The organism is Lonsdalea quercina subsp. quercina, assembly GCF_000688695.1.
Lineage (GTDB): Bacteria > Pseudomonadota > Gammaproteobacteria > Enterobacterales > Enterobacteriaceae > Lonsdalea > Lonsdalea quercina_D.
Window position 1 is genome coordinate 434,577 of record NZ_JIBQ01000003.1, and the last position, 26,296, is coordinate 460,872.

Annotated in this window: 25 protein-coding genes, 3 tRNA genes and 3 other RNA genes; 30 read left to right on the forward strand and 1 reads right to left on the reverse strand. The window is 56.1% G+C overall.

Features of this window, described 5'->3' with window-relative positions; translation table 11 throughout:
* The 5 genes from SB13_RS03215 to nei all read left to right on the forward strand — a co-directional run bounded on the left by SB13_RS03215 (position 1) and on the right by nei (position 3,946).
* The gene (locus tag SB13_RS03215) at positions 1-744 is read left to right on the forward strand and encodes a type 2 GTP cyclohydrolase I (RefSeq protein ID WP_026738968.1); all 744 of its coding nucleotides are present in this window, start codon (positions 1-3) and stop codon (positions 742-744) included.
* A gap of 76 nt (positions 745-820) precedes the next feature.
* Positions 821-1,477, forward strand: coding sequence for a 5-oxoprolinase subunit PxpB (gene pxpB, locus SB13_RS03220; protein WP_026738969.1), 657 nt, complete (start codon positions 821-823; stop codon positions 1,475-1,477).
* On the forward strand, positions 1,471-2,400 hold the full coding sequence (gene pxpC, locus SB13_RS03225) for a 5-oxoprolinase subunit PxpC (protein ID WP_026738970.1): 930 nt from the start codon (positions 1,471-1,473) through the stop codon (positions 2,398-2,400). The genes pxpB and pxpC overlap by 7 nt, the downstream gene beginning before the upstream one ends.
* On the forward strand, positions 2,390-3,127 hold the full coding sequence (gene pxpA, locus SB13_RS03230; RefSeq protein WP_026738991.1) for a 5-oxoprolinase subunit PxpA: 738 nt from the start codon (positions 2,390-2,392) through the stop codon (positions 3,125-3,127). Before pxpC ends, pxpA begins: the two co-directional genes overlap by 11 nt.
* Positions 3,128-3,154: 27 nt before the next feature.
* Positions 3,155-3,946 carry an endonuclease VIII gene (gene nei, locus SB13_RS03235; RefSeq protein ID WP_026738971.1) on the forward strand — a complete coding sequence of 264 codons (792 nt, stop codon included), beginning with the start codon at positions 3,155-3,157 and terminating at the stop codon, positions 3,944-3,946.
* A gap of 149 nt (positions 3,947-4,095) precedes the next feature.
* On the opposite strand, the gene SB13_RS03240 is transcribed toward nei, so the two are convergent.
* The gene (locus SB13_RS03240; protein WP_026738972.1) at positions 4,096-5,382 is read right to left on the reverse strand and encodes a citrate synthase; all 1,287 of its coding nucleotides are present in this window, start codon (positions 5,380-5,382) and stop codon (positions 4,096-4,098) included.
* Positions 5,383-6,034: 652 nt separating this feature from the next.
* On the opposite strand from SB13_RS03240, the gene sdhC reads away from it, so the two are divergent.
* The 25 genes from sdhC to SB13_RS17160 all read left to right on the forward strand — a co-directional run bounded on the left by sdhC (position 6,035) and on the right by SB13_RS17160 (position 26,226).
* The gene (gene sdhC / locus SB13_RS03245; RefSeq protein WP_026738973.1) at positions 6,035-6,424 is read left to right on the forward strand and encodes a succinate dehydrogenase cytochrome b556 subunit; all 390 of its coding nucleotides are present in this window, start codon (positions 6,035-6,037) and stop codon (positions 6,422-6,424) included.
* The gene (sdhD, locus tag SB13_RS03250; protein ID WP_026738974.1) at positions 6,418-6,765 is read left to right on the forward strand and encodes a succinate dehydrogenase membrane anchor subunit; all 348 of its coding nucleotides are present in this window, start codon (positions 6,418-6,420) and stop codon (positions 6,763-6,765) included. Before sdhC ends, sdhD begins: the two co-directional genes overlap by 7 nt.
* The gene (gene sdhA / locus SB13_RS03255; RefSeq protein ID WP_026738975.1) at positions 6,765-8,531 is read left to right on the forward strand and encodes a succinate dehydrogenase flavoprotein subunit; all 1,767 of its coding nucleotides are present in this window, start codon (positions 6,765-6,767) and stop codon (positions 8,529-8,531) included. The genes sdhD and sdhA overlap by 1 nt, the downstream gene beginning before the upstream one ends.
* A 17-nt stretch (positions 8,532-8,548) precedes the next feature.
* Positions 8,549-9,265, forward strand: a complete 717-nt coding sequence (locus SB13_RS03260; protein ID WP_026738976.1) for a succinate dehydrogenase iron-sulfur subunit — start codon at positions 8,549-8,551, stop codon at positions 9,263-9,265.
* A 241-nt stretch (positions 9,266-9,506) separates the two neighbouring features.
* Complete coding sequence (gene sucA / locus SB13_RS03265) at positions 9,507-12,314, forward strand: 2-oxoglutarate dehydrogenase E1 component (protein ID WP_026738977.1); 2,808 nt, start codon at positions 9,507-9,509, stop codon at positions 12,312-12,314.
* A 16-nt stretch (positions 12,315-12,330) separates the two neighbouring features.
* Positions 12,331-13,566 (forward strand): 2-oxoglutarate dehydrogenase complex dihydrolipoyllysine-residue succinyltransferase, encoded by a 1,236-nt coding sequence (gene odhB, locus SB13_RS03270; RefSeq protein WP_026738978.1) that lies wholly within the window; start codon positions 12,331-12,333, stop codon positions 13,564-13,566.
* A gap of 120 nt (positions 13,567-13,686) precedes the next feature.
* Positions 13,687-14,853 (forward strand): ADP-forming succinate--CoA ligase subunit beta, encoded by a 1,167-nt coding sequence (sucC, locus tag SB13_RS03275; RefSeq protein ID WP_026738979.1) that lies wholly within the window; start codon positions 13,687-13,689, stop codon positions 14,851-14,853.
* Positions 14,853-15,725 (forward strand): succinate--CoA ligase subunit alpha, encoded by an 873-nt coding sequence (gene sucD / locus SB13_RS03280; RefSeq protein WP_026738980.1) that lies wholly within the window; start codon positions 14,853-14,855, stop codon positions 15,723-15,725. The genes sucC and sucD overlap by 1 nt, the downstream gene beginning before the upstream one ends.
* Before the next feature lie 700 nt (positions 15,726-16,425).
* Positions 16,426-17,994: a cytochrome ubiquinol oxidase subunit I gene (gene cydA / locus SB13_RS03285; protein WP_026738981.1), complete on the forward strand. Its 1,569-nt coding sequence runs from the start codon at positions 16,426-16,428 to the stop codon at positions 17,992-17,994.
* A 12-nt stretch (positions 17,995-18,006) separates the two neighbouring features.
* On the forward strand, positions 18,007-19,146 hold the full coding sequence (gene cydB, locus SB13_RS03290; protein ID WP_026738982.1) for a cytochrome d ubiquinol oxidase subunit II: 1,140 nt from the start codon (positions 18,007-18,009) through the stop codon (positions 19,144-19,146).
* A gap of 16 nt (positions 19,147-19,162) precedes the next feature.
* Positions 19,163-19,276: a cytochrome bd-I oxidase subunit CydX gene (gene cydX, locus SB13_RS17145; RefSeq protein WP_071999786.1), complete on the forward strand. Its 114-nt coding sequence runs from the start codon at positions 19,163-19,165 to the stop codon at positions 19,274-19,276.
* Positions 19,276-19,569 carry a cyd operon protein YbgE gene (gene ybgE, locus SB13_RS03295; protein WP_026738983.1) on the forward strand — a complete coding sequence of 98 codons (294 nt, stop codon included), beginning with the start codon at positions 19,276-19,278 and terminating at the stop codon, positions 19,567-19,569. The genes cydX and ybgE overlap by 1 nt, the downstream gene beginning before the upstream one ends.
* A 140-nt stretch (positions 19,570-19,709) precedes the next feature.
* Positions 19,710-20,114 (forward strand): tol-pal system-associated acyl-CoA thioesterase, encoded by a 405-nt coding sequence (gene ybgC, locus SB13_RS03300; protein WP_026738984.1) that lies wholly within the window; start codon positions 19,710-19,712, stop codon positions 20,112-20,114.
* The gene (gene tolQ, locus SB13_RS03305) at positions 20,111-20,797 is read left to right on the forward strand and encodes a Tol-Pal system protein TolQ (protein ID WP_026738985.1); all 687 of its coding nucleotides are present in this window, start codon (positions 20,111-20,113) and stop codon (positions 20,795-20,797) included. The genes ybgC and tolQ overlap by 4 nt, the downstream gene beginning before the upstream one ends.
* 12 nt (positions 20,798-20,809) lie before the next feature.
* Complete coding sequence (gene tolR, locus SB13_RS03310) at positions 20,810-21,235, forward strand: colicin uptake protein TolR (RefSeq protein ID WP_026738986.1); 426 nt, start codon at positions 20,810-20,812, stop codon at positions 21,233-21,235.
* 56 nt (positions 21,236-21,291) lie between these two features.
* On the forward strand, positions 21,292-22,476 hold the full coding sequence (gene tolA, locus SB13_RS03315) for a cell envelope integrity protein TolA (RefSeq protein WP_026738987.1): 1,185 nt from the start codon (positions 21,292-21,294) through the stop codon (positions 22,474-22,476).
* A gap of 136 nt (positions 22,477-22,612) precedes the next feature.
* Complete coding sequence (tolB, locus tag SB13_RS03320; protein ID WP_026738988.1) at positions 22,613-23,902, forward strand: Tol-Pal system beta propeller repeat protein TolB; 1,290 nt, start codon at positions 22,613-22,615, stop codon at positions 23,900-23,902.
* 39 nt (positions 23,903-23,941) lie between these two features.
* Positions 23,942-24,457 carry a peptidoglycan-associated lipoprotein Pal gene (gene pal / locus SB13_RS03325; RefSeq protein ID WP_026738989.1) on the forward strand — a complete coding sequence of 172 codons (516 nt, stop codon included), beginning with the start codon at positions 23,942-23,944 and terminating at the stop codon, positions 24,455-24,457.
* A 9-nt stretch (positions 24,458-24,466) separates the two neighbouring features.
* Complete coding sequence (cpoB, locus tag SB13_RS03330) at positions 24,467-25,240, forward strand: cell division protein CpoB (RefSeq protein WP_026738990.1); 774 nt, start codon at positions 24,467-24,469, stop codon at positions 25,238-25,240.
* Positions 25,241-25,414: 174 nt separating this feature from the next.
* Positions 25,415-25,490 (forward strand) — tRNA-Lys (locus SB13_RS03335).
* Between the two features lie 36 nt (positions 25,491-25,526).
* Positions 25,527-25,602 (forward strand) — tRNA-Lys (locus tag SB13_RS03340).
* Between the two features lie 35 nt (positions 25,603-25,637).
* Positions 25,638-25,713, forward strand: a tRNA-Lys gene (locus SB13_RS03345).
* Positions 25,714-25,758: 45 nt separating this feature from the next.
* Positions 25,759-25,884: non-coding RNA, RtT sRNA (locus SB13_RS17150), on the forward strand.
* Positions 25,885-25,929: 45 nt separating this feature from the next.
* A non-coding RNA gene (locus SB13_RS17155) (RtT sRNA) lies at positions 25,930-26,055 on the forward strand.
* Between the two features lie 45 nt (positions 26,056-26,100).
* A non-coding RNA gene (locus tag SB13_RS17160) (RtT sRNA) lies at positions 26,101-26,226 on the forward strand.
* The last annotated feature ends 70 nt before the right edge of the window (positions 26,227-26,296 follow it).

Sequence of the window (26,296 nt, forward strand, 5' to 3'; positions counted from 1 at the left end):
ATGCGTAATACCGAACTGGAAACCGTCATTGACCGATTTCTGAATGTGTCCGCTTTTTCCGACTATGCCCCGAATGGGCTACAGGTCGAAGGCCGTAGCGATGTGAAACGTATCGTTACCGGGGTGACGGCCTGTCAGGCGTTGCTGGATGCCGCCGTGGCGCAGCAGGCCGATGCGGTGCTGGTGCATCACGGTTACTTCTGGAAAAGCGAACCCGCCGTTATTCGCGGAATGAAACGTCGGCGTCTGAAAACGCTATTGGCTAACGACATCAATCTGTACGGCTATCACCTGCCGCTGGATGCGCACCCTGAGATCGGCAACAACGCCTGTCTGGCGGACATGCTGAATATCACGACGCTGGGCGAGATCGACTCGCTGCTGCCATATGGCGAGCTTCGGCAGCCGCAGAGCGGCGATGAGCTGCGCCACCAGTTGGAAGAGGGATTGGGGCGCTCGGTGCTGCACTGCGGCGATCATGCTCCGGCGATGATCAAGCGCGTGGCATGGTGTACCGGCGGAGGGCAGGGATTTATCGATCAGGCCGCCGATTTCGGCGTGGATGCTTTTATTACCGGCGAAGTATCCGAAAAGACGGTGCATACCGCACGAGAAATGGGGCTTCACTTTTATGCGGCCGGGCATCACGCCACGGAGCGAGCGGGGATCCGCGCGCTGGGCGAATGGCTGGCGCAGCAGCATGGCTTTGACGTGACCTTTATCGACATTCCCAACCCGGCCTAATTGACCGTCGTCGCTGGGGATGAAACTGGACGACGGTGATACGGCGTCGCAGCGGAGGTTTTCAGGGGAGGTAAGGATGCAACAGGTTCGCTGTTATCTGCTGGGAGAGCGCGCGGCGGTGCTTGAGCTGGCGCCGCCGGCGGCGCTGCAAAGTCAGCAACGTATCTGGGCGCTGGCGGAGCGTTTGCGCGGGGAAAGCGGGGTAGAAGAGGTCATTCCCGGAATGAATAATCTGACCGTCATTCTGGCCCAGCCGGTGTTCGCGCCGACGGCGGTGTTAGCTCAGCTTCGCCATGCCTGGGATGAGATCTCGGCGAAGCCTCAGGCTTCTCGGGAAGTCGATATTCCGGTGATCTACGGCGGGGCGCATGGGCCGGATTTAGCGCATGTCGCGGCGCACTGCGGCATGACGCCGCGTCAGGTCGTCGAATGTCACGCCGCCACGCGCTATGTCGTTTACTTCATCGGCTTTCAACCCGGCTTTGCCTATCTGGGCGATCTGGATGCGCGGCTGCATACCCCGCGACGCGCAGAACCCCGTTTGCAGGTGCCTGCCGGTTCCGTCGGCATCGGCGGCCATCAGACCGGTATTTATCCTCTATCGACTCCCGGCGGTTGGCAGCTGATAGGACGTACAGAACTTTCGCTGTTCACGCCTGAATCGACTCCGCCGACGCTGCTGCGTCCGGGCGATCGGGTTCGCTTCGTTCCACAGCGGGAGGGACTATGCTGAATATTATTCGGGCGGGTTTGCAAACCACGGTTCAGGACCTGGGCCGCTTTAACCATCGCCAGTTTGGCATTGGTCAATGCGGGGCGTTGGATGTGCCCGCGCTGAGCATCGCCAACCTGCTGGTGGGGAATGAGGCCGACACGGCCGCTCTGGAGATCACGCTCGGTCAGTTTACGGCCAAATTCACCCGCCGCAGCTGGATAGCGCTGAGCGGGGCGGACGCGCGGGCGGAGCTGGATGGTCAAACGCTGTGGACCGGATGGCGTTACCCGGTCGAGCCGGGGCAGACGCTGCATCTGGGCATGCCGCGACACGGCATGCGCAGCTATCTGGCGATTTCCGGCGGCATCGACGTGCCGGAAGNGTTGGGGTCGCGAAGCACCGATCTTAAAGCCGCCTTCGGCGGATTGTCAGGACGTCCGCTGGCGGATGGCGATAGCCTGCCACTCGGCGCACCTAGACGGCAACTGAGCAAGCCGATCGGCATAAAACAGCTTCTGTTTCATAACCGGGTTCGGGTTTTAACCGGGCCGGAGTATCAGGAATTCAGCGAAGTCGCGCACGACGAGTTCTGGCGCACCGGCTGGCAGTTGAGCCCGCAGAGCAACCGAATGGGATATCGGCTGCAAGGACCGGCGCTGGAGCGCGTTTCCCACCGGGAGATACTGTCTCACGGCGTATTACCGGGGGTGATTCAGGTGCCGCACAACGGTAAACCGATCGTCCTGATGGCGGATGCTCAGACGACCGGCGGCTATCCGTGCATCGCCAGCGTGATCGCCGCCGATCTTTATCATCTGGCCCAGATCCGTCTGGGGGAGTCGGTACACTTCGTTCACTGTTCGCTGCCAGAGGCTCGGCAGGCATGGCTGACTCAGCGGCACTATCTGGAACAACTGGCTTGGAGGCTACATGGTGATTGACTTGAACGCGGATCTGGGAGAAGGCGGGAAACATGACGAGGCGCTGTTGCCGTTGATCAGCTCCGCCAACATCGCCTGCGGTTTTCATGCCGGCGATGCGCAGACGATGCATCGTTCGGTGCGCTCGGCTATCAAATTCGGCGTCACCATCGGCGCGCATCCGGGCTATCCCGACCGGGAACATTTCGGCCGCCGGGCGTTGCAGCTTTCGCCCGAGGCGGTCTTTGCTCAGGTGGTTTACCAGGTCGGCGCGCTGGCGGCGTTAGTCAAAGCGGAGGGCGCGCGGATGTTCCACGTGAAGCCCCACGGCATGCTTTACAATCAGGCCGCCAAAGATCCGCAGCTGGCGGACGCGATCGCCAGAGCGGTCAAAGCGGTCGATCCCTCGCTGCACCTGGTCGGTCTGGCGGGGAGCGAGCTGATTGAAGCCGGAAAACGACACGGGCTGAAGACGCGCGAAGAAGTGTTCGCCGATCGCAGCTATCAGGCCGACGGCACGCTGGTGCCGCGCGATCAAGTCAGCGCGCTCATCACCAGCGATGAACTGGCGCTGGCGCAAACGCTGGAAATGATCCAGCGTCAGCGGGTGCGCGCCACCGATGGCAGTTGGGTTCCGGTGAAAGCCGATACGGTGTGCCTGCACGGCGACGGCGACCATGCGTTGCAGTTCGCCAACAAGCTGCATCACAGTTTTGCGCAGTACGGCATTCACATCGCCGCCTGCTGAAGAAATACCGTTAACGGGAGCGGGGTTATGCCGGAAGGCCCTGAAATACGTCGCGCGGCCGATGCGCTGTCGGCGGCTATCGTCGGGAAAACGCTGACCGCCGCCTGGTTCGCGTTTCCCGCATTGAAAATCTATGAACAACCTCTGACGGGGTCGCAGGTGACGCGGATTGTGACCCGTGGCAAGGCCCTGCTGACCTATTTTTCCAACGATTTAGTGCTGTACAGCCACAATCAGCTGTATGGCGTTTGGCGCGTGGGGTTGCCCGAAACGTTGCCCGAGACCAAACGCGACCTGCGCGTTCGGCTGACGGCGGCAGACACCGCCGTGTCTCTTTACAGCGCTTCCGATATCGACATGCTGACGATCGACCAACTGGCCACGCATCCTTTCTTGCAACGCATTGGTCCGGATGTGCTGGATATGACGGTGACGGCGGATCAAGTGCAGGCGCGATTGCTGCTGCCTCGTTTTCGTCGTCGCCAGTTCAGCGGGCTATTGCTGGATCAGGCTTTCCTGGCCGGATTGGGCAACTACCTCCGGGCGGAGATTTTGTGGCAGGCCGAGCTGGCGCCCCGGCACCGCGCCGCGGACTTGTCGCCAGAGCAACTGGCGGCCCTGAGTCAGGCCCTGCTGGACATTCCTCGTTTATCTTATCGGACTCGCGGCGAAGGAAGTGAGCGACGGCACCACGGCGCCGTGTTCCGCTTTCGTGTTTTCCATCGCGCGGGTAAACCCTGCGAACGCTGTGGTCACCTCATTGAGCGCACTGTGTCGTCGTCGCGCCCGTTTTACGGCTGTCCCCACTGCCAGCGTTAGGCTGAGCAGGACGCATAGTGGCGCTGGAATAGATGTGCGTGACATTTGTTCCAGAAAGGGGGGAGACAGTAGGGGCGTTCAGATGGGGCGACGGGGAGGTCGACGGTATAGCTCCGGACCGGACCTATCCGGCCCGGAGCGACGTTTCATTAATGCTCTTTCACCTCAGGTTCGAAGTCGCGTCGTTCGTAGCCGGTATAAAGCTGGCGCGGACGTGCGATCTTAAGGCCTTCGCCGTGCATCTCACTCCAGTGGGCAATCCATCCGACCGTGCGCGCCATCGCAAAGATGACGGTGAACATCGATGACGGGATCCCCATCGCTTTGAGGATAATGCCGGAGTAGAAGTCCACATTCGGGTAGAGTTTGCGCTCAATGAAGTAGGGATCGTTCAAGGCGATGTGCTCCAGTTCCATGGCGACTTCCAGCAGATCGTCCTTGGTTTTCAATTCTTTCAGCACTTCGTGACAGGTTTTGCGCATAACGGTGGCGCGCGGGTCGTAATTCTTGTACACGCGGTGGCCGAATCCCATCAGGCGGAACGAATCGTTTTTGTCTTTTGCGCGCTCAATAAATTCCGGGATGTGTTTGACCGAACTGATCTCTTCCAGCATTCGCAAACAGGCTTCGTTTGCGCCGCCGTGGGCGGGGCCCCACAGCGATGCGATACCGGCGGCGATACAGGCGAACGGATTGGCTCCGGACGAACCGGCGGTGCGCACGGTCGACGTGGAGGCGTTCTGTTCATGGTCCGCATGCAGGATCAGAATTTTATCCATGGCGCGTTCCAGCACGGGATTGACTACATAGTCTTCGCACGGCGTGGCGAACATCATGTGCAGGAAGTTGCCTGCATAGGAGAGGTCGTTACGCGGGTAGATGAAGGGCTGACCCAGCGAATATTTGTAGCACATGGCGGCCACGGTCGGCATTTTCGACAGCAGACGATAGGCCGCAATCTCGCGGTGCCGCTCATTACTGATATCCAGCGAGTCGTGATAGAAGGCGGCCAGCGCGCCGGTCACGCCGCACAGCACCGCCATCGGATGCGAGTCGCGGCGGAAACCATGAAACAGGCGGGTAATTTGCTCATGGATCATGGTGTGGCGGGTCACGATGGTTTTGAATTCGTCGTACTGCGCCTGCGAAGGCGCTTCTCCGAACAGCAGCAGATAACAGACTTCCAGATAGTTGGACTTTTCGGCCAGCTGATCGATCGGGTAACCCCGATGCAGCAGAATGCCTTGTTCGCCGTCGATGAAGGTAATTTTGGACTCGCAGGAGGCCGTAGACGTAAAACCAGGATCGAACGTGAAATAACCTTTTGCACCGAGGCTGCGGATATCGATCTCATCGTAACCGAGCGTACCGGACAGGACATCAAGCGCGATGGGCTCTTGACCGTCGATGGTAATCGTTGCGTGTTTATCAGCCATTTACATTCTCCTTAGCGTTTTAGTTGACGACATTACTCACCGTGACAGCGAGTCACCCTACCCGGGAGAGGCGGCCGGAAGCCGGCTGGCATGACTCGGTAAAAAACCGGTTGTTCGGGACGGGCAGGCGGCCGGTTTTTGTCGCAGCGCCCAGGCGGTTTACACCCTGCGCTGCCGGTAATCCGGCGCGTCGTCCTGAATTCATTGTAGTCATACCGATGACTTTTACGTGGACTCTTTCGACACTGTTACATAACCCGCTGCGATCGAAAAGCACCGTGTATCGCCTTTGATATCAGCCACAAGCATGAAAAATCAGTTGTAAAATTAATGTTTAATAATTGTCTACGCCACTGATTTATTTTTAATAAATTGTTAAATGCGTGATCTAATTCACCATTCACAGCAAATTCCCTCAAACTCTATGTGTGCTATTTGTAATGATATTGTGAAGCACCTATACTTTTTTCAGGTCTCCGGAACACCCTGCAGTAGGAGCACCCAGCGTGATAGGTTGCGCCGCCCAGGCTTGAAATTGGCTGACGGAGCGTGCGGCGAAACAAGGAGATGGCCGACTTATCTTCCTTTCTGCAACCTCTCATGCTGTCTGACCCCCACAACAGGTCCGGAGTAAGAAAATAATAAAAGTTGTGTGGGCGAACCTGTGAAAAAACAAAGACCTGTCAATCTGGATCTGCAAACGATCCACTTTCCCGCTACCGCGGTAGCATCCATTCTCCATCGCGTTTCCGGCGTTATCACCTTTGTTTCAATCGGTATCCTGCTCTGGCTGCTGGGTCTTTCTCTGTCTTCCGAAGATGGCTTCATGCAGGCGTCGGCCATAATGGATAGCGTCATCGCCAAATTGATCGTCTGGGGCATTCTCACCGCGCTGGCCTACCATGCCGTGGGTGGTTTGCGTCATCTGCTAATGGATTTTGGCGGCATAGAGGAAACTTTTGCCTCGGGTGAACGCTCCGCATGGATCGCTTTTGTTATTACTGTCGTGCTTTCAATCTTGTCTGGAGTCCTTGTATGGTAAGCAATGCTTCTGCACTCGGGCGTAATGGAGTACACGATTGGTTATTACTTCGCGCTGCTGCCATCGTCATCGTGCTGTACGTTTTGTATCTGGTGGGTTTTTACGTCACTTCGCCCGAACTCACCTATCCCCTCTGGCGTGATTTCTTCGCCCTGCGTCTCACTAAAGTGCTCACCCTGCTGGCTCTGCTTTCGATTCTGGTGCATGCCTGGATCGGCCTGTGGCAGGTGTTGACCGACTACATCAAACCGCTGGCCGTTCGGCTCACGTTACAGTTGGCGATTGTGGTCGTGCTGATGGTGTATGTCATTTATGGAACGATTGTGGTGTGGGGGGCGTAATGAATCTGCCAGTCAGAGAGTTTGATGCAGTTGTGGTTGGCGCGGGCGGCGCGGGTATGCGCGCCGCGTTGCAAATTTCCCAGATGGGGTTGTCCTGCGCCCTCATTTCCAAGGTATTTCCGACGCGTTCGCATACCGTCTCCGCTCAGGGCGGCATTACGGTTGCGCTGGGGAATACCCACGAAGATAACTGGCAGTGGCATATGTACGACACGGTAAAAGGGTCGGACTATATCGGCGATCAAAATGCCATTGAGTACATGTGCAAGACCGGGCCGGAAGCCGTGCTGGAGCTGGAACACATGGGGCTGCCTTTTTCACGGCTGGATGATGGGCGTATTTATCAGCGTCCGTTCGGCGGTCAGTCGAAAAACTTCGGCGGCGAGCAGGCCGCGCGAACCGCGGCGGCGGCCGACCGCACGGGACACGCGTTGCTGCACACGCTGTATCAGCAAAACCTGAAAAATCACACCACCATTTTTTCCGAGTGGTACGCGCTGGATCTGGTGAAAAATCAGGACGGCGCGGTGGTGGGCTGTACCGCAATTTGTATCGAAACCGGCGAAGTCGTCTATTTCAAAGCCCGCGCGACGGTGCTGGCGACCGGCGGCGCGGGGCGCATCTATCAGTCCACGACCAATGCGCACATCAATACCGGCGACGGGGTGGGCATGGCGCTGCGCGCTGGCGTTCCGGTCCAAGACATGGAGATGTGGCAGTTCCACCCGACGGGGATCGCGGGGGCTGGGGTTCTGGTCACTGAAGGCTGCCGCGGCGAGGGCGGCTATCTACTGAATAAAGACGGCGAACGCTTCATGGAACGCTACGCCCCGAACGCGAAAGACTTGGCGGGCCGCGACGTTGTCGCGCGCTCCATCATGATTGAAATCCGCGAAGGCCGTGGGTGCGATGGTCCGTGGGGGCCGCACGTTAAGCTGAAGCTCGACCNCCTCGGTAAAGAAGTGCTGGAATCCCGTCTGCCGGGCATTCTGGAACTTTCCCGCACCTTCGCTCACGTCGACCCGGTCAAGGAACCGATTCCGGTGATCCCGACCTGTCACTACATGATGGGCGGCATCCCGACCAAAATCACCGGTCAGGCGCTGACCGTCAATTCACAAGGCGAAGACGTCGTTATCCCCGGCTTGTTTGCGGTGGGGGAAATCGCCTGTGTGTCCGTCCATGGCGCTAATCGCCTCGGCGGCAATTCACTGCTCGACCTGGTGGTGTTCGGGCGCGCCGTGGGGATGCATTTGGAAGCGTCTTTGTCGGAGCAGGGCGCCAGCCGCGATGCCAGCGAGTCGGATATCGAGGCGTCCCTTGCCCGTCTCAACCGCTGGAACAACAACCGCGATGGGGAAAGTCCCGTGGAGATCCGCCGGGCATTACAGGAGTGTATGCAGCATAACTTCTCCGTCTTCCGTGAAGCCGATGCGATGGCTCAGGGGCTGGAGGAGCTGAAAACAATCCGCGAGCGGTTGCAACACGCCCGTTTAGACGACACGTCGCAGGAGTTCAACACCCAGCGCATCGAGTGTCTGGAACTGGATAATCTGATGGATACCGCGTTCGCCACCGCGCTGGCTGCGAATTACCGCACGGAAAGCCGTGGCGCGCATAGCCGCTCCGACCATCCCGATCGCGATGATGAACACTGGCTTTGCCACACGCTGTATCTGCCGGAGACCGAAAGCATGACGCGCCGTGAGGTGAACATGCAGCCGACGCTACGCGAGGCATTCCCGCCGAAAGTGCGCACCTATTAGAAGACGGAGAGACGGCGATGAAACTTGAATTTTCGATTTATCGTTACAACCCGGATATGGATAACGCTCCGCGGATGCAGGATTACCAGCTGGAAGCCGACGAAGGGACGGACATGATGTTGCTGGACGCATTAATCCAGCTCAAGGAGCAAGACCCGACGCTCACTTTTCGTCGCTCTTGCCGCGAGGGCGTATGCGGTTCGGACGGGGTGAATATCAACGGTAAAAACGGTCTGGCATGCATCACACCGGTGTCCAGCCTGCGTCGCGGCAACCACAAAATCGTGATTCGACCGCTGCCGGGATTGCCGGTGGTACGCGATTTGGTGGTAGACATGGGACAATTCTATGCCCAATATGAGAAAGTTAAACCTTACCTGTTGAATAATGGGAAGAATCCTCCGGCGCGTGAAAATTTGCAGTCGCCGCAGGACAGGGCGAAGCTGGATGGACTGTATGAATGCATCATGTGCGCCTGCTGTTCCACCTCTTGTCCCTCTTTCTGGTGGAATCCGGATAAATTCATCGGGCCTGCCGGGTTGCTGACGGCGTACCGATTCCTGATCGACAGCCGTGATTCGGAAACCAAGCCGCGTCTTGATGGGCTTGACGACGCTTTCAGCGTGTTCCGCTGTCACAGCATCATGAACTGCGTCAGCGTGTGCCCGAAGGGATTGAATCCGACGCGAGCCATCGGCCATATCAAGTCGATGTTGTTGCAGCGCGGCGCCTGATGGGCGCATCGAACGGAGGGCCTCCGCCGTCGGACGGAGGTTACCGGGAACGTGGTTTTATCCCGCGTTCGGGCGAGATAAATCCTGGCTCCCGGGGACTATTGGCAAGCCGTCTTTCCCTCGACAGGTTCACTGTTGGTATGCGGAGTGAACCGTTCATCCGGCAACGCCGCTTTCATACGGCGCGACAAATAATGTTAACCACGGCGAAAACTGAAGCACATCAGCTTAAGGGATCACAATGCAGAATGGTGCAATGAAGGCCTGGTTGGATTCCTCCTATCTGGCGGGGGCGAACCAGTCCTACATAGAGCAGCTCTATGAAGATTATTTAACCGATCCGGCCTCTATCGACACCAGTTGGCAAACGCTTTTCCAGCAAATGGTGGCGACGGGAGTCAAACCCGATCAACTGCACTCACAAACCCGAGACTATTTTCGTCGTCTGGCGAAGGACAGTTCACGGTACACCTCCTCTATTCACGACCCGGACAGCGACGCCAAACAGGTCAAAGTGCTGCAGCTCATTAATGCGTTTCGCTTTCGCGGCCATCAGCATGCCAACCTCGACCCGCTGGATCTCTGGAAACAAGAGGCCGTTCCTGACCTTGACCTTGCTTATCACAATCTGACCGAAGCTGATTTGGACGATACCTTTAATGTAGGTTCGTTCGCTATCGGCAAAGAGACCATGAAGCTGCGGGATTTGTACGCGGTGTTGCGACAGACCTACTGCGGCCCCATCGGCGCGGAATATATGCATATTACCAATACGGAAGAGAAACGCTGGATTCAGCAGCGCATCGAATCCGTAGTCGGTCAGCCGTCGTTCAGTGTCGATGAGCGTAAGCGTTTTCTGAAAGAGTTGACGGCGGCGGAAGGGCTGGAGCGCTATTTGGGCGCGAAATTCCCCGGCGCCAAACGTTTCTCTCTGGAAGGCGGGGACGCGCTAATCCCGATGCTGAAAGAAATCGTGCGGCATGCCGGTAAAAACGGCACGCGCGAGGTGGTATTGGGGATGGCGCACCGTGGACGTCTGAATGTGCTGGTCAACGTCCTGGGCAAAAAGCCGCAGGATCTGTTCGACGAGTTCATCGGCAAGCACAAGGAGCATCTTGGCACGGGCGATGTGAAATATCATCAGGGCTTCTCTTCGGATGTCGACACCGAAGGCGGCAGGGTGCACCTTGCGCTGGCCTTCAACCCCTCGCATCTGGAGATCGTCAGCCCGGTCGTCATCGGCTCGGTGCGGGCGCGCCTGGACCGTCTGGATAATCCCAGCAGCGCGCTGGTCCTGCCCATCACCATTCACGGCGATGCGGCCATGACCGGTCAGGGCGTGGTGCAGGAAACGCTGAACATGTCCAAAGCGCGCGGTTACGACGTCGGCGGTACAATCCGCATCGTCATCAATAACCAGATAGGATTCACGACCTCTAATCCGCGTGACGCCCGCTCGACCGAATACTGTACCGACATCGGCAAAATGGTACAGGCGCCCATTTTCCACGTGAATGCGGACGACCCGGAGGCTGTGGCCTTCGTAACCCAACTGGCGCTCGACTTCCGCAACACCTTCAAGCGTGATGTGTTCATTGACATGGTGTGTTACCGCCGTCACGGCCACAACGAGGCCGATGAACCGAGCGCCACGCAGCCCCTGATGTATCACAAAATCAAAAAGCACCCGACGCCGCGTAAAATCTACGCGGACCGTCTGGAGCAGCAACAGCTGATTCAGCTGGAAGACGCCACCGAGATGGTCAATCTGTACCGCGATGCGCTCGATGCGGGCGAATGCGTGGTGGAAGAGTGGCTGCCGATGGATATGCAGGCGCTGGCGTGGATGCCCTATCTTAATCACGACTGGGACGAAGACTACCCGTATCAGGTCGACATGAAGCGCCTGCAGGAGCTGGCCCGCCGGATCAGCACCATCCCCCCGGCGATAGAAATGCAATCCCGAGTAGCCAAGATCTACAACGACCGTGCAGAGATGGCGGAGGGCGCCAAACCGTTCGACTGGGGCGGCGCTGAAACGCTGGCCTATGCCACGCTTGTGGATGAAGGCATTCCTATCCGGCTGTCGGGCGAGGATACCGGCCGCGGCACCTTCTTCCACCGCCACGCGGTGGTACACAATCAGAAAAACGGGTCGACCTATACGCCGCTGGCCCATGTGCATAATGCGCAGGGAGAGTTTAGGGTATGGGACTCCGTGCTGTCGGAAGAGGCGGTGCTGGCTTTCGAGTACGGCTATGCCACGGCCGAGCCGCGCACGCTGACCATCTGGGAGGCGCAGTTCGGCGATTTCGCCAACGGCGCACAGGTGGTGATCGATCAGTTCATCAGCTCCGGCGAGCAGAAATGGGGACGGATGTGCGGCCTGGTGATGCTGCTGCCTCACGGCTATGAAGGGCAGGGACCCGAACACTCCTCGGCCCGCCTGGAACGCTATCTGCAACTGTGCGCTGAACAGAATATGCAGGTCTGCATTCCCTCCACCCCGGGGCAGGTTTACCACATGCTGAGACGTCAGGCGCTACGCGGAATGCGGCGTCCGTTAGTGGTGATGTCGCCGAAGTCGCTGCTGCGTCATCCGTTGGCGACGTCGACGCTGGATGAGCTGGCCTCCGGCAAATTCCAGCCCGCGATCGGCGAGGCCGACGATATCGATCCGCGTGAGGTGAAGCGCGTCGTGATGTGTGCCGGCAAGGTCTACTACGACCTGCTGGAAAAACGACGCAAGAATGAGCAGAAAAATGTAGCGATTGTCCGCATCGAGCAGCTGTATCCCTTCCCTCAGCAATATGTGCAGTCTGTGCTGGAACCGTACGCTCACGTTCTCGATTTCGTCTGGTGTCAGGAAGAGCCGCTGAATCAAGGCGCCTGGTACTGCAGCCAGCATCATCTGCGCGAGGCGATCCCCTTCGGCGCTTCCCTGCGTTATGCCGGCAGACCGGCATCTGCATCGCCCGCCGTGGGTTACATGTCCGTCCACCAAAAGCAGCAGCAAGATCTTGTTGATGACGCGCTGAACGTTAATTGAATCAAAAGGATAAATAATGAGTAGCGTAGATATTCTTGTTCCCGACCTGCCCGAATCCGTCGCCGACGCCACCGTGGCGACCTGGCGCAAGCAGCCGGGCGACAGCGTCCAGCGTGATGATGTGCTGGTAGAGATTGAAACCGACAAGGTGGTGCTGGAGGTGCCAGCCTCAGAGGCCGGCGTTCTGGAAACGGTGCTGGAGGAAGAAGGCGCGACGGTCGTCTCGCGCCAGATCCTCGGGCGTCTGCGACCCGGCGACAGCAGAGGCAAGGAGTCCAGCGAAAAACCCACCAGCGCGGAATCCACCCCGGCCCAGCGCTACACGGCCGGGCTGGAAGAAGAGAATAACGACGCGCTGAGCCCGGCGATACGCCGACTGATCGCCGAGCATGATTTGGACGCGTCGGCGATGGTGGGCAGCGGCGTAGGCGGACGCATTACCCGGGAAGATGTCGAAAAACAGCTTGCCCGGCAGCGCGATGCCGCCGTAGTTGCTCCGGCGGGCGCGGAAGAGGCTGCGGCAGTACCGGCTTCTGACTCCTCGCTGGATCGTCGCAGTGAAAAAAGGGTGCCGATGACGCGCCTGCGCAAGCGGGTGGCCGAGCGACTGCTCGAAGCCAAAAACAGCACGGCCATGCTGACGACGTTTAACGAAGTCAATATGAAACCTGTGATGGATCTACGTAAGCAGTACGGTGAAGCGTTTGAAAAGCGGCACAGCGTACGCTTGGGCTTTATGTCGTTCTACATCAAAGCCGTGGTCGAGGCGCTCAAACGTTATCCCGAAGTCAATGCCTCGTTGGATGGCGAAGATGTGGTGTACCACAACTACTTCGACGTCAGTATCGCCGTCTCTACACCGCGTGGTCTGGTGACGCCGGTGTTGAAAGATGTCGATTTGCTGAGCATGGCGGATATCGAGAAAAAGATTAAGGAACTGGCAATTAAGGGGCGTGATGGCAAACTAACCGTGGATGAGTTGACGGGCGGAAACTTCACCATCACCAACGGCGGCGTGTTTGGTTCATTAATGTCGACACCGATCATCAATCCCCCGCAAAGCGCGATTCTGGGGATGCACGCCATTAAGGATCGCCCAATGGCCGTTGAAGGTCAGGTGGTCATTTTGCCCATGATGTATTTGGCGCTTTCCTACGACCACCGGCTCATCGATGGTCGCGAGTCAGTCAGTTTCCTGGTGACGATTAAAGACATGCTGGAAGATCCGGCGCGTCTGTTGCTGGACGTTTGAGGCAGAGATTCAAGACAGGGTAGGGCGGCCTGACGCCGCCCCTTCGTCACCCAGGCTGTCTGTGCTCCGCTACTCATGAAATCGCGGATTTATCTTCAAATATAAAATGGATTGAACACCATGAATTTACACGAATATCAGGCAAAACAGCTCTTTGCTCGGTATGGCATACCGGCTCCAGAGGGCTATGCCTGCAAGACGCCACGCGAGGCGGAAGAGGCCGCCGAGAAAATCGGCGCAGGCCCGTGGGTCGTCAAGTGCCAGGTGCATGCCGGGGGACGAGGTAAGTCAGGCGGCGTAAAAGTCGCGAAAAGCAAAGAAGAAATTCGCGCCTTCGCGGAAAACTGGTTGGGTAAGCAACTGGTCACTTACCAGACTGACGCCCACGGGCAGCCGGTGCAGCAGGTGCTGGTTGAAACGGCGACCGACATTGCCAGCGAACTGTACCTCGGGGCCGTTGTCGATCGCGGCAGTCGTCGCGTCGTGTTTATGGCGTCCACGGAAGGCGGCGTAGAGATTGAAAAAGTCGCGCAAGACACGCCTCATCTTATCCACAAAACGGCGCTGGACCCCTTGACCGGACCGTTGCCATATCAGGGCCGTGAGCTTGCATTCAAACTGGGCCTTAGCGGTAAACAGGTTGCCCAGTTCACCCAGATTTTCATGGGGTTGGCCAAGCTGTTTCTGGAGCGCGATTTGGCGTTGGTTGAGATCAATCCGCTGGTCATCACCGGGCAGGGCGAACTGCTCTGTCTGGACGGCAAGTTGGCGGTGGACGGTAATGCGCTGTTCCGTCAGCCCGAGCTGCGCAAAATGCACGATCCGAGTCAGGTCGATGAGCGTGAGGAACACGCGGCGCAGTGGGAGCTGAACTATGTCGCGCTGGACGGCAATATTGGCTGTATGGTCAACGGCGCAGGGTTGGCGATGGGCACGATGGATATCGTGAAGCTGCACGGCGGCGCGCCGGCCAACTTTTTGGATGTGGGCGGCGGCGCGACCAAAGAGCGCGTGACCGAAGCTTTTAAAATCATTCTGTCAGACAGCAAGGTCAAAGCGGTGCTGGTCAACATTTTCGGCGGCATCGTACGCTGTGACCTGATCGCGGATGGCGTTATCGGCGCCGTGGCGGAAGTGGGGGTCAACGTACCGGTGGTGGTGCGTCTGGAAGGTAACAATGCGGATCTTGGCGCGCAGAAGCTGGCGGAGAGCGGTCTGAATATCATTGCTGCAACCGGTTTGGCGGATGCGGCTCGGCAGGTGGTCGCTGCCGTGGAGGGAAATTAATGTCTATTCTGATCGATAAAAATACCAAAGTGATCTGCCAGGGTTTCACCGGGAGTCAGGGAACGTTCCACTCCGACCAGGCGATTGCCTATGGGACTCAGATGGTGGGTGGGGTCACGCCGGGCAAGGGCGGCACCCAACACTTGGGTTTACCTGTGTTCAACACGGTACGCGACGCCGTTGCGGCGACTGGCGCGACGGCCTCGGTCATCTATGTTCCGGCGCCTTTCTGCAAAGATTCCATTCTGGAAGCAATTGATGCGGGCATCGAGCTGATTATCTGCATTACCGAAGGTATCCCAACGCTGGACATGCTGACGGTGAAAGCCAAGCTGGAGCAGACCGGGGCGAGGATGATCGGCCCGAACTGTCCGGGCGTGATTACGCCGGGCGAATGTAAAATCGGCATTATGCCGGGTCATATTCATCTGCCGGGAAATGTCGGCATCGTATCGCGCTCCGGTACGTTGACCTATGAAGCGGTCAAGCAGACGACGGACGTCGGTCTGGGCCAGTCTACCTGCGTCGGCATCGGCGGCGACCCCATCCCCGGCTCTAATTTCATCGATATTCTGTCACTGTTCGAGCAAGATCCGCTCACGAAAGCGATTGTGATGATTGGTGAAATCGGCGGTACGGCGGAAGAAGAAGCCGCGGCCTTCATCAAAGATCACGTGACCAAACCCGTTGTCGCCTATATTGCCGGCGTCACGGCGCCAAAAGGGAAGCGGATGGGCCATGCGGGCGCCATCATCGCTGGCGGAAAAGGAACGGCTGACGAGAAATTCGCTGCGCTTGAAGCGGCCGGTGTGAAGACGGTGCGTAGCCTGGCGGATATCGGCGAGGCGGTAAAAAGTATCATTAGCCGCTAATGGCGCGGAGCGATCGATTTCGCGGATAGCTAAAGCGTCATAACCATCATAGAGACCATCTTCGGATGGTCTTTTTTATGTTTGCGATAGGCGAATATTTAAGTGGGAATGACTCTCATTTCTAAAAATAACAGCGCGGCAACAATATAAACCCATAAATATAAAAACCAGTCATCATATAGACACAAAAAAGCAGTAATTACCCTGATCGACAAGTCGACAAATATTAATTATTGAAACGTTGCGGTCACGTCAAATTAACAATATCGGCCTAATGAAAATGGAATGTGTCCCGTTGTTAACATGAGGGGCCGATATTGCGCCAAATCAAAAAATGCAGGCTGGATATCTTCGTCAAAATACGCTTAAATTGCGCCCGATCAATTATCTGCCAAAGGTATGTGATTGTGAGAGCGGGGTTAAATCAAAACCCTAACCGGCGTCACGTAAAAACCTATTTATTACAGGGGATTGTAGGCGTAATATACCGGTCACTTCATTTTAGGTGCGATATTGGTAATTTTTATAACCTTTCTTAGGCTTATTTTAATTAGACAGCATGTCGTGGTGTGATTTTCGTCATGCGATGTTTAAGCCTGTGTACAGCAATTAGTTGTGTTCTTTTAGGGTATTGCAGCCGTTATTCAACGGATTGCCTCTACTGCGAGCGAAACCTTCCTGCGAGGAGCAAGGAGTCAAGATGTTTGATATAGTCGAACTGTCACGTTTACAGTTTGCCTTGACAGCAATGTACCATTTCCTGTTTGTGCCACTAACGCTGGGGATGGCGTTCCTGCTGGCAATCATGGAAACGGTCTACGTCCTGTCTGGCAAACAAATTTATAAAGATATGACCAAGTTCTGGGGCAAGCTGTTTGCGATCAACTTCGCACTCGGCGTGGCTACCGGGCTGACCATGGAATTCCAGTTTGGGACCAACTGGTCTTACTTCTCTCACTATGTCGGTGATATCTTCGGGGCTCCTCTGGCTATCGAAGGCCTGATGGCGTTCTTCCTGGAGTCCACCTTCGTCGGCTTGTTCTTCTTCGGCTGGGATCGCCTGAGCAAGGTACAGCATATGGCGGTCACCTGGCTGGTCGCTTTGGGGTCCAACTTCTCCGCGCTGTGGATTCTGATCGCCAACGGCTGGATGCAAAACCCGATCGCTTCCGACTTCAACTTCGAAACCATGCGCATGGAGATGGTGAGTTTCGCGACTCTGGTCTTCAACCCCGTCGCACAGGTGAAATTCGTGCACACGGTTGCCGCTGGCTACTGTACGGGCGCCATGTTCATTCTGGGTATCAGCTCTTACTATCTGCTGAAAGGCCGCGATATCGCGTTCGCCAAGCGTTCATTCGCTATCGCCGCCAGCTTCGGAATGGCTTCCGTGCTGTCCGTTATCGTACTGGGTGACGAATCCGGTTACGAAATGGGCGACGTTCAGAAAACCAAGCTGGCAGCAATTGAAGCCGAATGGGAAACACAGCCTGCTCCGGCTGCGTTCACGCTGTTCGGCCTGCCGGACCAGGAAGCCAGAGAAAACAAATATGCGATTCAGGTTCCTTATGTTCTGGGCCTGATCGCGACGCGTTCGACGGATAAAACCGTGACCGGCCTGAAAGAGCTGATGGAGCAGCACGAAGTGCGCATCCGTAACGGGATGAACGCCTATCATCTGCTTGAGCAGCTGCGCGCAGGCAACACTGACCCCGCGGTTCGTGAAGCCTTCAACGCCAGCAAGCAGGACCTGGGTTACGGCATGCTGCTGAAACGCTATACGCCGCAGGTGTCCGATGCATCCGAAGCACAGATCCAAATGGCCGTGAAAGACTCTATTCCTCACGTAGCGCCGCTGTACTTCTCGTTCCGCATCATGGTGGCCTGTGGGATCCTGATGCTGATCATCATCGGTCTCTCTTTCTGGACCGTGCTTCGCAACAAGATCGGCCAGCGTAAATGGCTGCATCGTGCCGCACTGTACGGTATTCCTTTACCGTGGATCGCGGTGGAAGCCGGATGGTTCGTCGCGGAATATGGTCGTCAGCCTTGGGCCATTGGTGAAGTGCTGCCGACCTCTGTCGCCAACTCATCGCTGACAGCAGGCGATCTGCTGTTCTCCATGGGATTGATTTGCGGTCTGTACACGTTGTTCCTCGTCGCAGAAATGTACCTGATGTTCAAGTATGCGCGTCTGGGTCCAAGCAGCCTGAAAACGGGCGCATATCACTTTGAACAGCCGACCGCCGCTGCGCCGGAAGCACGGTAACAGGAGTCCACTATGTTTGAGTATGAAGTATTGCGTTTTGTCTGGTGGGCGCTAATCGGCGTACTGCTGATTGGTTTCGCCATCACCGATGGCTTCGATATGGGCGTCGGGATGTTGGTCCGTCTGATGGGCCGCAGCGACGTTGAACGTCGCGTTATGATTAACTCCATCGCGCCTCACTGGGACGGCAACCAGGTCTGGCTGATCACGGCGGGGGGCGCGCTGTTCGCCGCTTGGCCGATGGTCTACGCCGCCGCGTTCTCCGGCTTCTATGTCGCCATGATCCTAGTACTGGCGTCGCTATTCTTCCGTCCGGTCGGTTTCGACTACCGTTCGAAGATTGAAGACGCGCGCTGGCGCAACATGTGGGACTGGGGCATTTTCATTGGTAGCTTCGTGCCCCCTCTCGTTATCGGCGTTGCCTTCGGCAACCTGCTGCAGGGCGTTCCTTTCCACATCGACGCCTATCTGCGACTGTACTACACCGGTAATTTCTTCCAGCTGCTGAACCCGTTTGGTCTGCTGGCGGGCGTGGTCAGCGTGAGCATGATTCTGGCTCAGGGCGGGACCTACCTGATGATGCGTACCAACGGCGAACTGCACCTGCGCGCTAAGGGCGTCGCGCAGCTGGCGTCGCTGGTTCTGTTCATCACCTTCGCCTTGGCTGGCGTCTGGGTCGTCTACGGCATTGACGGTTACACCGTGACATCGGTGATCAATACCGCCGCGGAATCTAACCCGTTGCGCAAAGAAGTGGTCCATCAGGCGGGTGCCTGGTTAGTCAACTTTAACCACTATCCTGCTCTGTGGGCTATTCCGTTGTTAGGTGTGGTGTTCCCGCTGTTCACGGTGTTGATGGCTCGAGTGGAAAAAGGCGCGCTGGCGTTCCTGTTCTCCTCCCTGAGCATCGCCTGCGTCATCCTGACGGCCGGTATCACGATGTTCCCGTTTGTTATGCCGTCGATCACGATGCCGAACGCCAGTCTGACCATGTGGGATGCCACATCCAGTCTGCTGACGCTAAAAGTGATGACCTGCGTGGCGATCGTCTTCGTCCCGATCATTCTGTGCTACACCACCTGGTGCTACTACAAAATGTTCGGTCGCATCACCAAAGAGCATGTCGAGCAGAACTCGCATTCCCTGTACTAAGTAAGGAGCTTATTTTATGTGGTATTTTGCCTGGATACTCGGAACGCTTCTTGCCTGCTCGCTGGGCGTGATTACCGCGTTGGCGATAGAGCACGTTGAAGATGCCAAAGCGGGAAAAGACGACGCGTGATGAGTCAGCTTATCCATCGTCTTTACTGCATCATGGACAAGGGCCCGTTACGGGCCCTTTCCCTGATCATGGCCCTGCTGCTGGCGGGATGCGTTTTTTGGGACCCGTCACGTTTCGCGGCGAAAACCAGCACTTTGGCCGTGTGGCAGGCTTTCGTCCTGATGTGGGCGGTCTGCGCGGGGGTCATTCACGGGACCGGATTTAGACCGCAGCGCTTGCGCTGGAAAGCCTTTTTCTCACCCTTGCCCGCGGCAATCATTTTGGCCGCTGGCTTGTACTATTTTTTCCGGTAATCTTCGCGCTCAATCCCTTGTCATGTGGGCCGTTTCTGGCTCACATTTATTTACCAGCCTGTACATTCTCCCCATTCCAAACCACAATTCTCTTGCGTATAGTAGCCTAAGTTTTATTGCATCAATTGCTGGGATATAAAGTGAGTAATCAAGTGTTCCGCTGGCCTGTTCGCATCTATTATGAAGATACTGATGCTGGCGGCGTGGTTTATTACGCACGCTATGCTGCGTTTTATGAAAGAGCTCGCACGGAAATGCTGCGTGAGCACGGTGTTCATCAACAACAGCTAATGGAGCAGAGGCTCGCCTTTGTCGTACGTAAGATGACTGTGGAGTACTTCTCTCCGGCGCGCCTTGATGATTTGCTGGAAGTGCAAAGCGAGATCGTTTCGCTTCGACGTGCGTCCATGACGTTTGTACAGCGTATCCTCAATCCCCAGGGCGAAGTGATGAGCCAGGCCGAATTTTTGATCGCATGCATCGACCCACACCAAATGAAGCCGATTGCGCTTCCTAAGTCTTTTGTCGCGGAGTTTAAGCAGTGACTGACATGAATATTCTTGATTTGTTTCTGAAGGCCAGCCTTCTTGTGAAGCTAATCATGCTGGTTTTAATCGGTTTTTCCATTGCGTCTTGGGCAATAATTATACAGCGTACCCGCATCCTCAACGCGGCGACCCGTGATGCTGAAGCGTTTGAAGATAAATTCTGGTCGGGTATCGAACTCTCTCGTCTGTACCAGGAGAGCCAGACGCGACGTGAAACCCTATCTGGGACCGAGCAGATCTTCTATGCCGGGTTTAAAGAATTCGCCCGATTGCACCGGGCCAATCATCATGCGCCCGAGGCGGCGGTTGAAGGCTCCTCGCGGGCAATGCGTATTTCGATGAATCGTGAACTCGAAACGCTGGAAACCCACATTCCTTTTCTTGGAACCGTCGGTTCTATCAGCCCTTACATCGGCCTGTTCGGCACGGTGTGGGGGATCATGCACGCCTTTATCGCGTTAGGTGCCGTCAAGCAGGCGACTTTGCAGATGGTCGCTCCGGGTATTGCTGAAGCGCTGATTGCTACGGCGATCGGTCTGTTCGCCGCGATTCCTGCCGTCATGGCCTACAACCGCCTGAACCAACGCGTCAACAAGCTGGAACAGAACTACGATAACTTCACGGAAGAATTTGTTGCCATCCTGCATCGCCAGGCATTCTCCAGCGATAGCAACCGTTAATCAGGAGGGAGCATGGCACGTGTACGTCGAGGTCGTCGGGAACTGAAGTCCGAGATCAATATCGTCCCTTTGCTGGATGTGCTGTTGGTGCTGCTGCTGATTTTCATGGCGACGGCGCCGATTATCACGCAAAGCGTCGAGGTTGATCTGCCGGATGCCACGGATTCCAAAACCGTTTCCAGCGATGATAATCCGCCTGTGATTGTCGAGGTTTCCGGTGTCGGCCGCTATAGCCTGGTGGTCGATCATAATCGTATGGAACAATTGCCGGCAGAGCAGGTGGTAGCCGAAGCCCAATCTCGCCTTGGCGCCAATCCGAAAACGGTATTCCTGATCGGCGGCGCCAAAGAGGTTCCTTACGACGAAATTATTAAAGCGCTTAATTTACTCCACCAGGCCGGCGTGAAATCCGTGGGTCTGATGACGCAACCGATTTGAGCCGGTAAACAGAGTATGAGTGATCTATTTGGCCACACTGTATTTGGGAATGACTTGTGCTAAAGGGAAACGGACAAAACGATAAGCTAAAACGGGCTTTGATTATCTCAGCCGTTTTGCACGTCATTTTGATTGCGCTGCTAATTGTGAGCTCCTTGCACCAGTCAACGGACGCCAGCAATGGCGGCGGAGGCGGGTCTGCTATCGATGCCGTGATGGTCGATCCCGGCGCAGTTGCGGAACAATACAATCGTCAGCAGCAGCAACAAAGCGACGCGCAGCGCGCCGCACAGCTGCGTCAGAAGCAAGCTGACCAGCAGGCGAAAGAGCTACAGGAAAAGCAGGCTGCGGAACAGCAGCGCTTGAAGGAGCTGGAAAAAGAGCGTTTGCAGGCGCAGGAAGAAGCAAAGAATCAGGCGCAGGCGCAAGAACAACAGCGTAAGCAGGCTGAAGAAGCGGCGCAGCAGGCAAAAGAACAGCAGAAACAGGCCGAGGCCGCGGCGGCGAAAGCAAAAGCTGACGCCGAGCAACAGGCTAAAGCTGCCGCTGAAGCCAAAGCTAAAGCAGAGGCGGAGCAGCAGGCTAAAGCCGCCGCCGCCAAAAAACAGGCGGAAGAAGAAGCCAAAAAACAGGCTGCTGCAGACGCGAAGAAAAAAGCTGAACAGGAAGCAAAGGCTAAAGCGGCAGAGGTGGCTAAAGAGAAAGCTGAGGCGGACGCCAAGGCAAAAGCCGCGGCTGACGCTAAAGCCAAGGCCGCCGCCGATGCCGCCAAGAAAGCGGAAGCCGCAGCCGCCAAAAAAGCTGCTGACGACAAGAAAAAGGCCGCAGCGGCTGAAGCCGCCAAACAGGACAGCGAAGTGGACGATCTACTCGGTGGACTGACGTCGGATAAAAATGCGCCCAAATCAGGCTCTGCGGCAAGCAGCGGCGGCGCGGCTGGCGTAGGCAAAAATAAGAAGAGCGGGGCGTCAGGGGCTGCGTTGGATAGCTATGGCAGTCAGATCAGAACCGCGATTCAGAGTAAGTTTTACGATTGGGAGTCCTACAAAGGCCGGACGTGTAAGCTACGCGTCAAGTTGGCGCCGGACGGTCTGCTGATCGATGTCACCACCGAAGGTGGCGATCCTGCCCTGTGCCAAGCTGCTATCGCTGCAGCTAAGCAGGCCAGAATTCCTACACCGCCGAGCAGTGAGGTCTATGAAGCATTCAAGAATGCCCCGATAGACTTTAAGCCGCAGTAAAGCAGCCTAAAGTCGGGCGAGGGATTTAAGATTATGACTATGGTCGACAGACCTGGTAATCGTGTTTTGTTGACGTTGGTTTTGTTCACATTCTGCTAATTTATCGCGGGTTAAGCGCCTGGATAAGGGAGATGAAATGAAGCAGGCATTTAAAGTTGCATTAGGTTTTTTGATGCTGTGGGCGGCAGTCCTCCACGCAGAAGTGCGTATCGAAATCACCCAAGGGGTTGATTCCGCTCGCCCGATCGGCGTCGTTCCGTTCAAATGGTCGGGCCCCGGCGCAGCGCCGGAAGAAATTGCGGGTATCGTTGGCGCGGATTTGCGCAACAGCGGCAAGTTCAACCCTATTGATCCTTCTCGTATGCCGCAGCAACCGGGCAGCGTGGCGGAAGTGACGCCTGCGGCCTGGACGGCGTTGGGCATCGATGCCGTCGTCATCGGGCAGGTTCAGCCCAGCGCCGATGGTTATGTGATTTCTTATCAACTGGTAGACACCTCGGGCAACCCCGGCAGCGTGCTGGCGCAGAATCAATTCAAGGTTACCAAACAGTGGCTTCGCTACGCGGCGCATACCGCCAGCGATGAAGTTTTTGAAAAACTGACCGGGATTAAAGGCGCATTCCGTACACGCATCGCCTATGTGGTTCAAACCAACGGCGGCCAATACCCATACGAACTGCGCGTGGCGGATTATGACGGCTACAACCAGCTCCCTGTGCACCGTTCACCGCAGCCGCTGATGTCACCCGCATGGTCTGCCGACGGCAGCAAACTGGCGTACGTGACCTTTGAAAGCGGCCGTTCCGCGCTGGTTGTTCAGACGTTGGCCAACGGCGCGATCAAGCAGGTTGCCTCATTCCCACGTCACAACGGCGCACCGTCCTTCTCTCCGGACGGCAGCAAACTCGCGTTTGCGTTGTCCAAGAGCGGCAGCCTGAATCTCTATGTGATGAACCTGGGTTCTGGACAGATGACTCAGATAACCGACGGACGCAGCAACAACACGGAGCCGACCTGGTTCCCGGATAGTCAGACCCTCGCCTATACTTCTGATCAGGCAGGGCGTCCGCAGGTGTACAAAATCAATGTCAACGGCGGTGCGCCTCAGCGCCTGACCTGGGAAGGTGCCCAGAATCAGGATGCGGATGTCAGCAGCGACGGTAAATTTCTGGTGATGGTGAGCTCTAATAGCGGAGTGCAGCATATCGCCAAACAAGATCTGGTAACGGGTGCCGTTCAAGTATTGACGGACACGTTCCTGGACGAAACGCCAAGCGTTGCGCCTAACGGCACCATGGTAATCTACAGTTCCAAACAGGGGATGGGATCCGTGCTGCAGCTGGTTTCGACTGATGGTCGTTTCAAAGCGCGTCTTCCGGCAACTGATGGTCAGGTAAAATTCCCTGCCTGGTCGCCGTATCTCTAAATGCAAATATCTATGATAACCTTTTGAAAGGACATAAAAATGCAATTCAATAAAGTGCTGAAAGGCCTGATGTTGGCTCTGCCGGTGCTGGCTGTTGCCGCGTGTAGCTCTAACAAACATGCTAACAACGACCAATCTTCTGAGAATGGCGTCGGCGTTGGCAGCGGTATGGAAAACGGCGGCAACATGTCTTCCTCTGAGCAGGCGCGCCTGCAGATGCAGGAACTGCAGCGTAACAACATCGTTTACTTCGATCTGGACAAGTATGACATCCGTTCAGATTTCGCTCAGATGCTGGATTCTCATGCCGCATTCCTGCGTAGCAACCCGTCTTACAAAGTGACCATTGAAGGTCATGCGGATGAACGTGGTACGCCGGAGTACAACATCGCCCTGGGCGAGCGTCGTGCGAATTCCGTGCAGATGTACCTGCAGGGCAAAGGGGTTTCCTCTGACCAGATCTCTATCGTTTCTTACGGTAAAGAAAAACCTGCGGTTCTGGGTCATGACGAAGCTGCTTACGCTAAAAACCGTCGCGCCGTTCTGGTCTACTAAGAGTATTGCATGAACAGTAACTTCAGACCTTACCTTCTCAGTCTGTCGTTACTGGTTGGCGTAGCGGCCCCTTGGGTCGCTACCGCCCAAGCGCCAATCAGTAATGCCGGCTCAGGCTCGGTGGAAGATCGAGTCACTCAACTGGAGCGAATCTCAAACGCTCACAGTCAGCTTTTAACCCAACTTCAGCAGCAGCTCTCCGACAACCAGCGTGATATCGACAGCCTGCGTGGTCAGATTCAGGAAAGTCAGTATCAGCTCAATCAAGTTGTAGAGCGTCAGAAACAGATCTACCAGCAGATAGACAGCCTGAGCTCTCAGGGCGCTCAAACGCCTGCTCCTGCGGCCTCAGACGCTAACCCTCCCTCTGCGGCAAGTAACGCTGCTCCGAACGCGCCAGCCAGCACAGGAGACGCGAACAGCGATTACAATGCTGCCGTGGCGCTAGTGCTTGAAAAAAAGCAGTATGATCAGGCTATTGTTGCATTACAAAACTTCGTCAAAAAATATCCTGATTCCACTTATCAGCCCAACGCCAACTATTGGCTGGGGCAGTTGAACTACAACAAGGGTAAGAAAGACGACGCGGCCTACTATTTCGCCAATGTCGTAAAAAATTACCCTAAATCTCCGAAAGCGTCCGAAGCCTTGTACAAGGTTGGGGTCATCATGCAGGAGAAAGGCCAGACTGATAAAGCCCAAGCGGTATATCGTCAGGTGGTCAAGATGTACCCAAATACCGAAAGCGCTAAATTGGCGCAAAAATCTTTGTCTCACTCTTAATTTCTACGATAAGGCGCAAAACTTGCTCGATATGAGCGAGCTTTGCGTCTATTTGCTTGAGTTGTAAGCAGTTAAACGTTTTTTTTATAAAATAGGTTGCTTGGAAAAATTATCACAGTAATATATGCCGCCGTTGCCAAGGCGATAATGAATCGCTGAAGTGATGTGGAAATTGGGTCGTTAGCTCAGTTGGTAGAGCAGTTGACTTTTAATCAATTGGTCGCAGGTTCGAATCCTGCACGACCCACCATTTTCCAGCGATAGATTTTGAAGTGCTCCGCAGTGCGGGTCGTTAGCTCAGTTGGTAGAGCAGTTGACTTTTAATCAATTGGTCGCAGGTTCGAATCCTGCACGACCCACCATTTCCGGCGCTAGATCTTGAAGTACTCCGCAGAGCGGGTCGTTAGCTCAGTTGGTAGAGCAGTTGACTTTTAATCAATTGGTCGCAGGTTCGAATCCTGCACGACCCACCATTCTAAGTTTTTTTTCCGAATTCTAATCAACACATCAAAACTCACAGTTCGCACGCGTCGTGCGGGTGAGAAGCTGCGTTCAGGTTCGAGCCGAGCGAAGCGAGACAACAACGCGTAGCGTTGGCCCGAAGGGCGAGGCCAAAGGCCGAGTACATCCTGCACGACCCACCATTCTAAGTTTGTTTTCCGAATGCTAATCAAGACATCAAAACTCACAGTTCGCACGTGTCGTGCGGGTGAGAAGCTGCGTTCAGGTTCGAGCCGAGCGAAGCGAGACAACAACGCGTAGCGTTGGCCCGAAGGGCGAGGCCAGAGGCCGAGTACATCCTGCACGACCCACCATTCTAAGTTTGTTTTCCGAATTCTAATCAAGACATCAAAACTCACAGTTCGCACGTGTCGTGCGGGTGAGAAGCTGCGTTCAGGTTCGAGCCGAGCGAAGCGAGACAACAACGCGTAGCGTTGGCCCGAAGGGCGAGGCCAGAGGCCGAGTACATCCTGCACGACCCACCATTCTAAGTTTGTTTTCCGAATTCTAATCAAGACATCAAAACTCACAGTTCGCACGCGTCGTGCGGGTGAG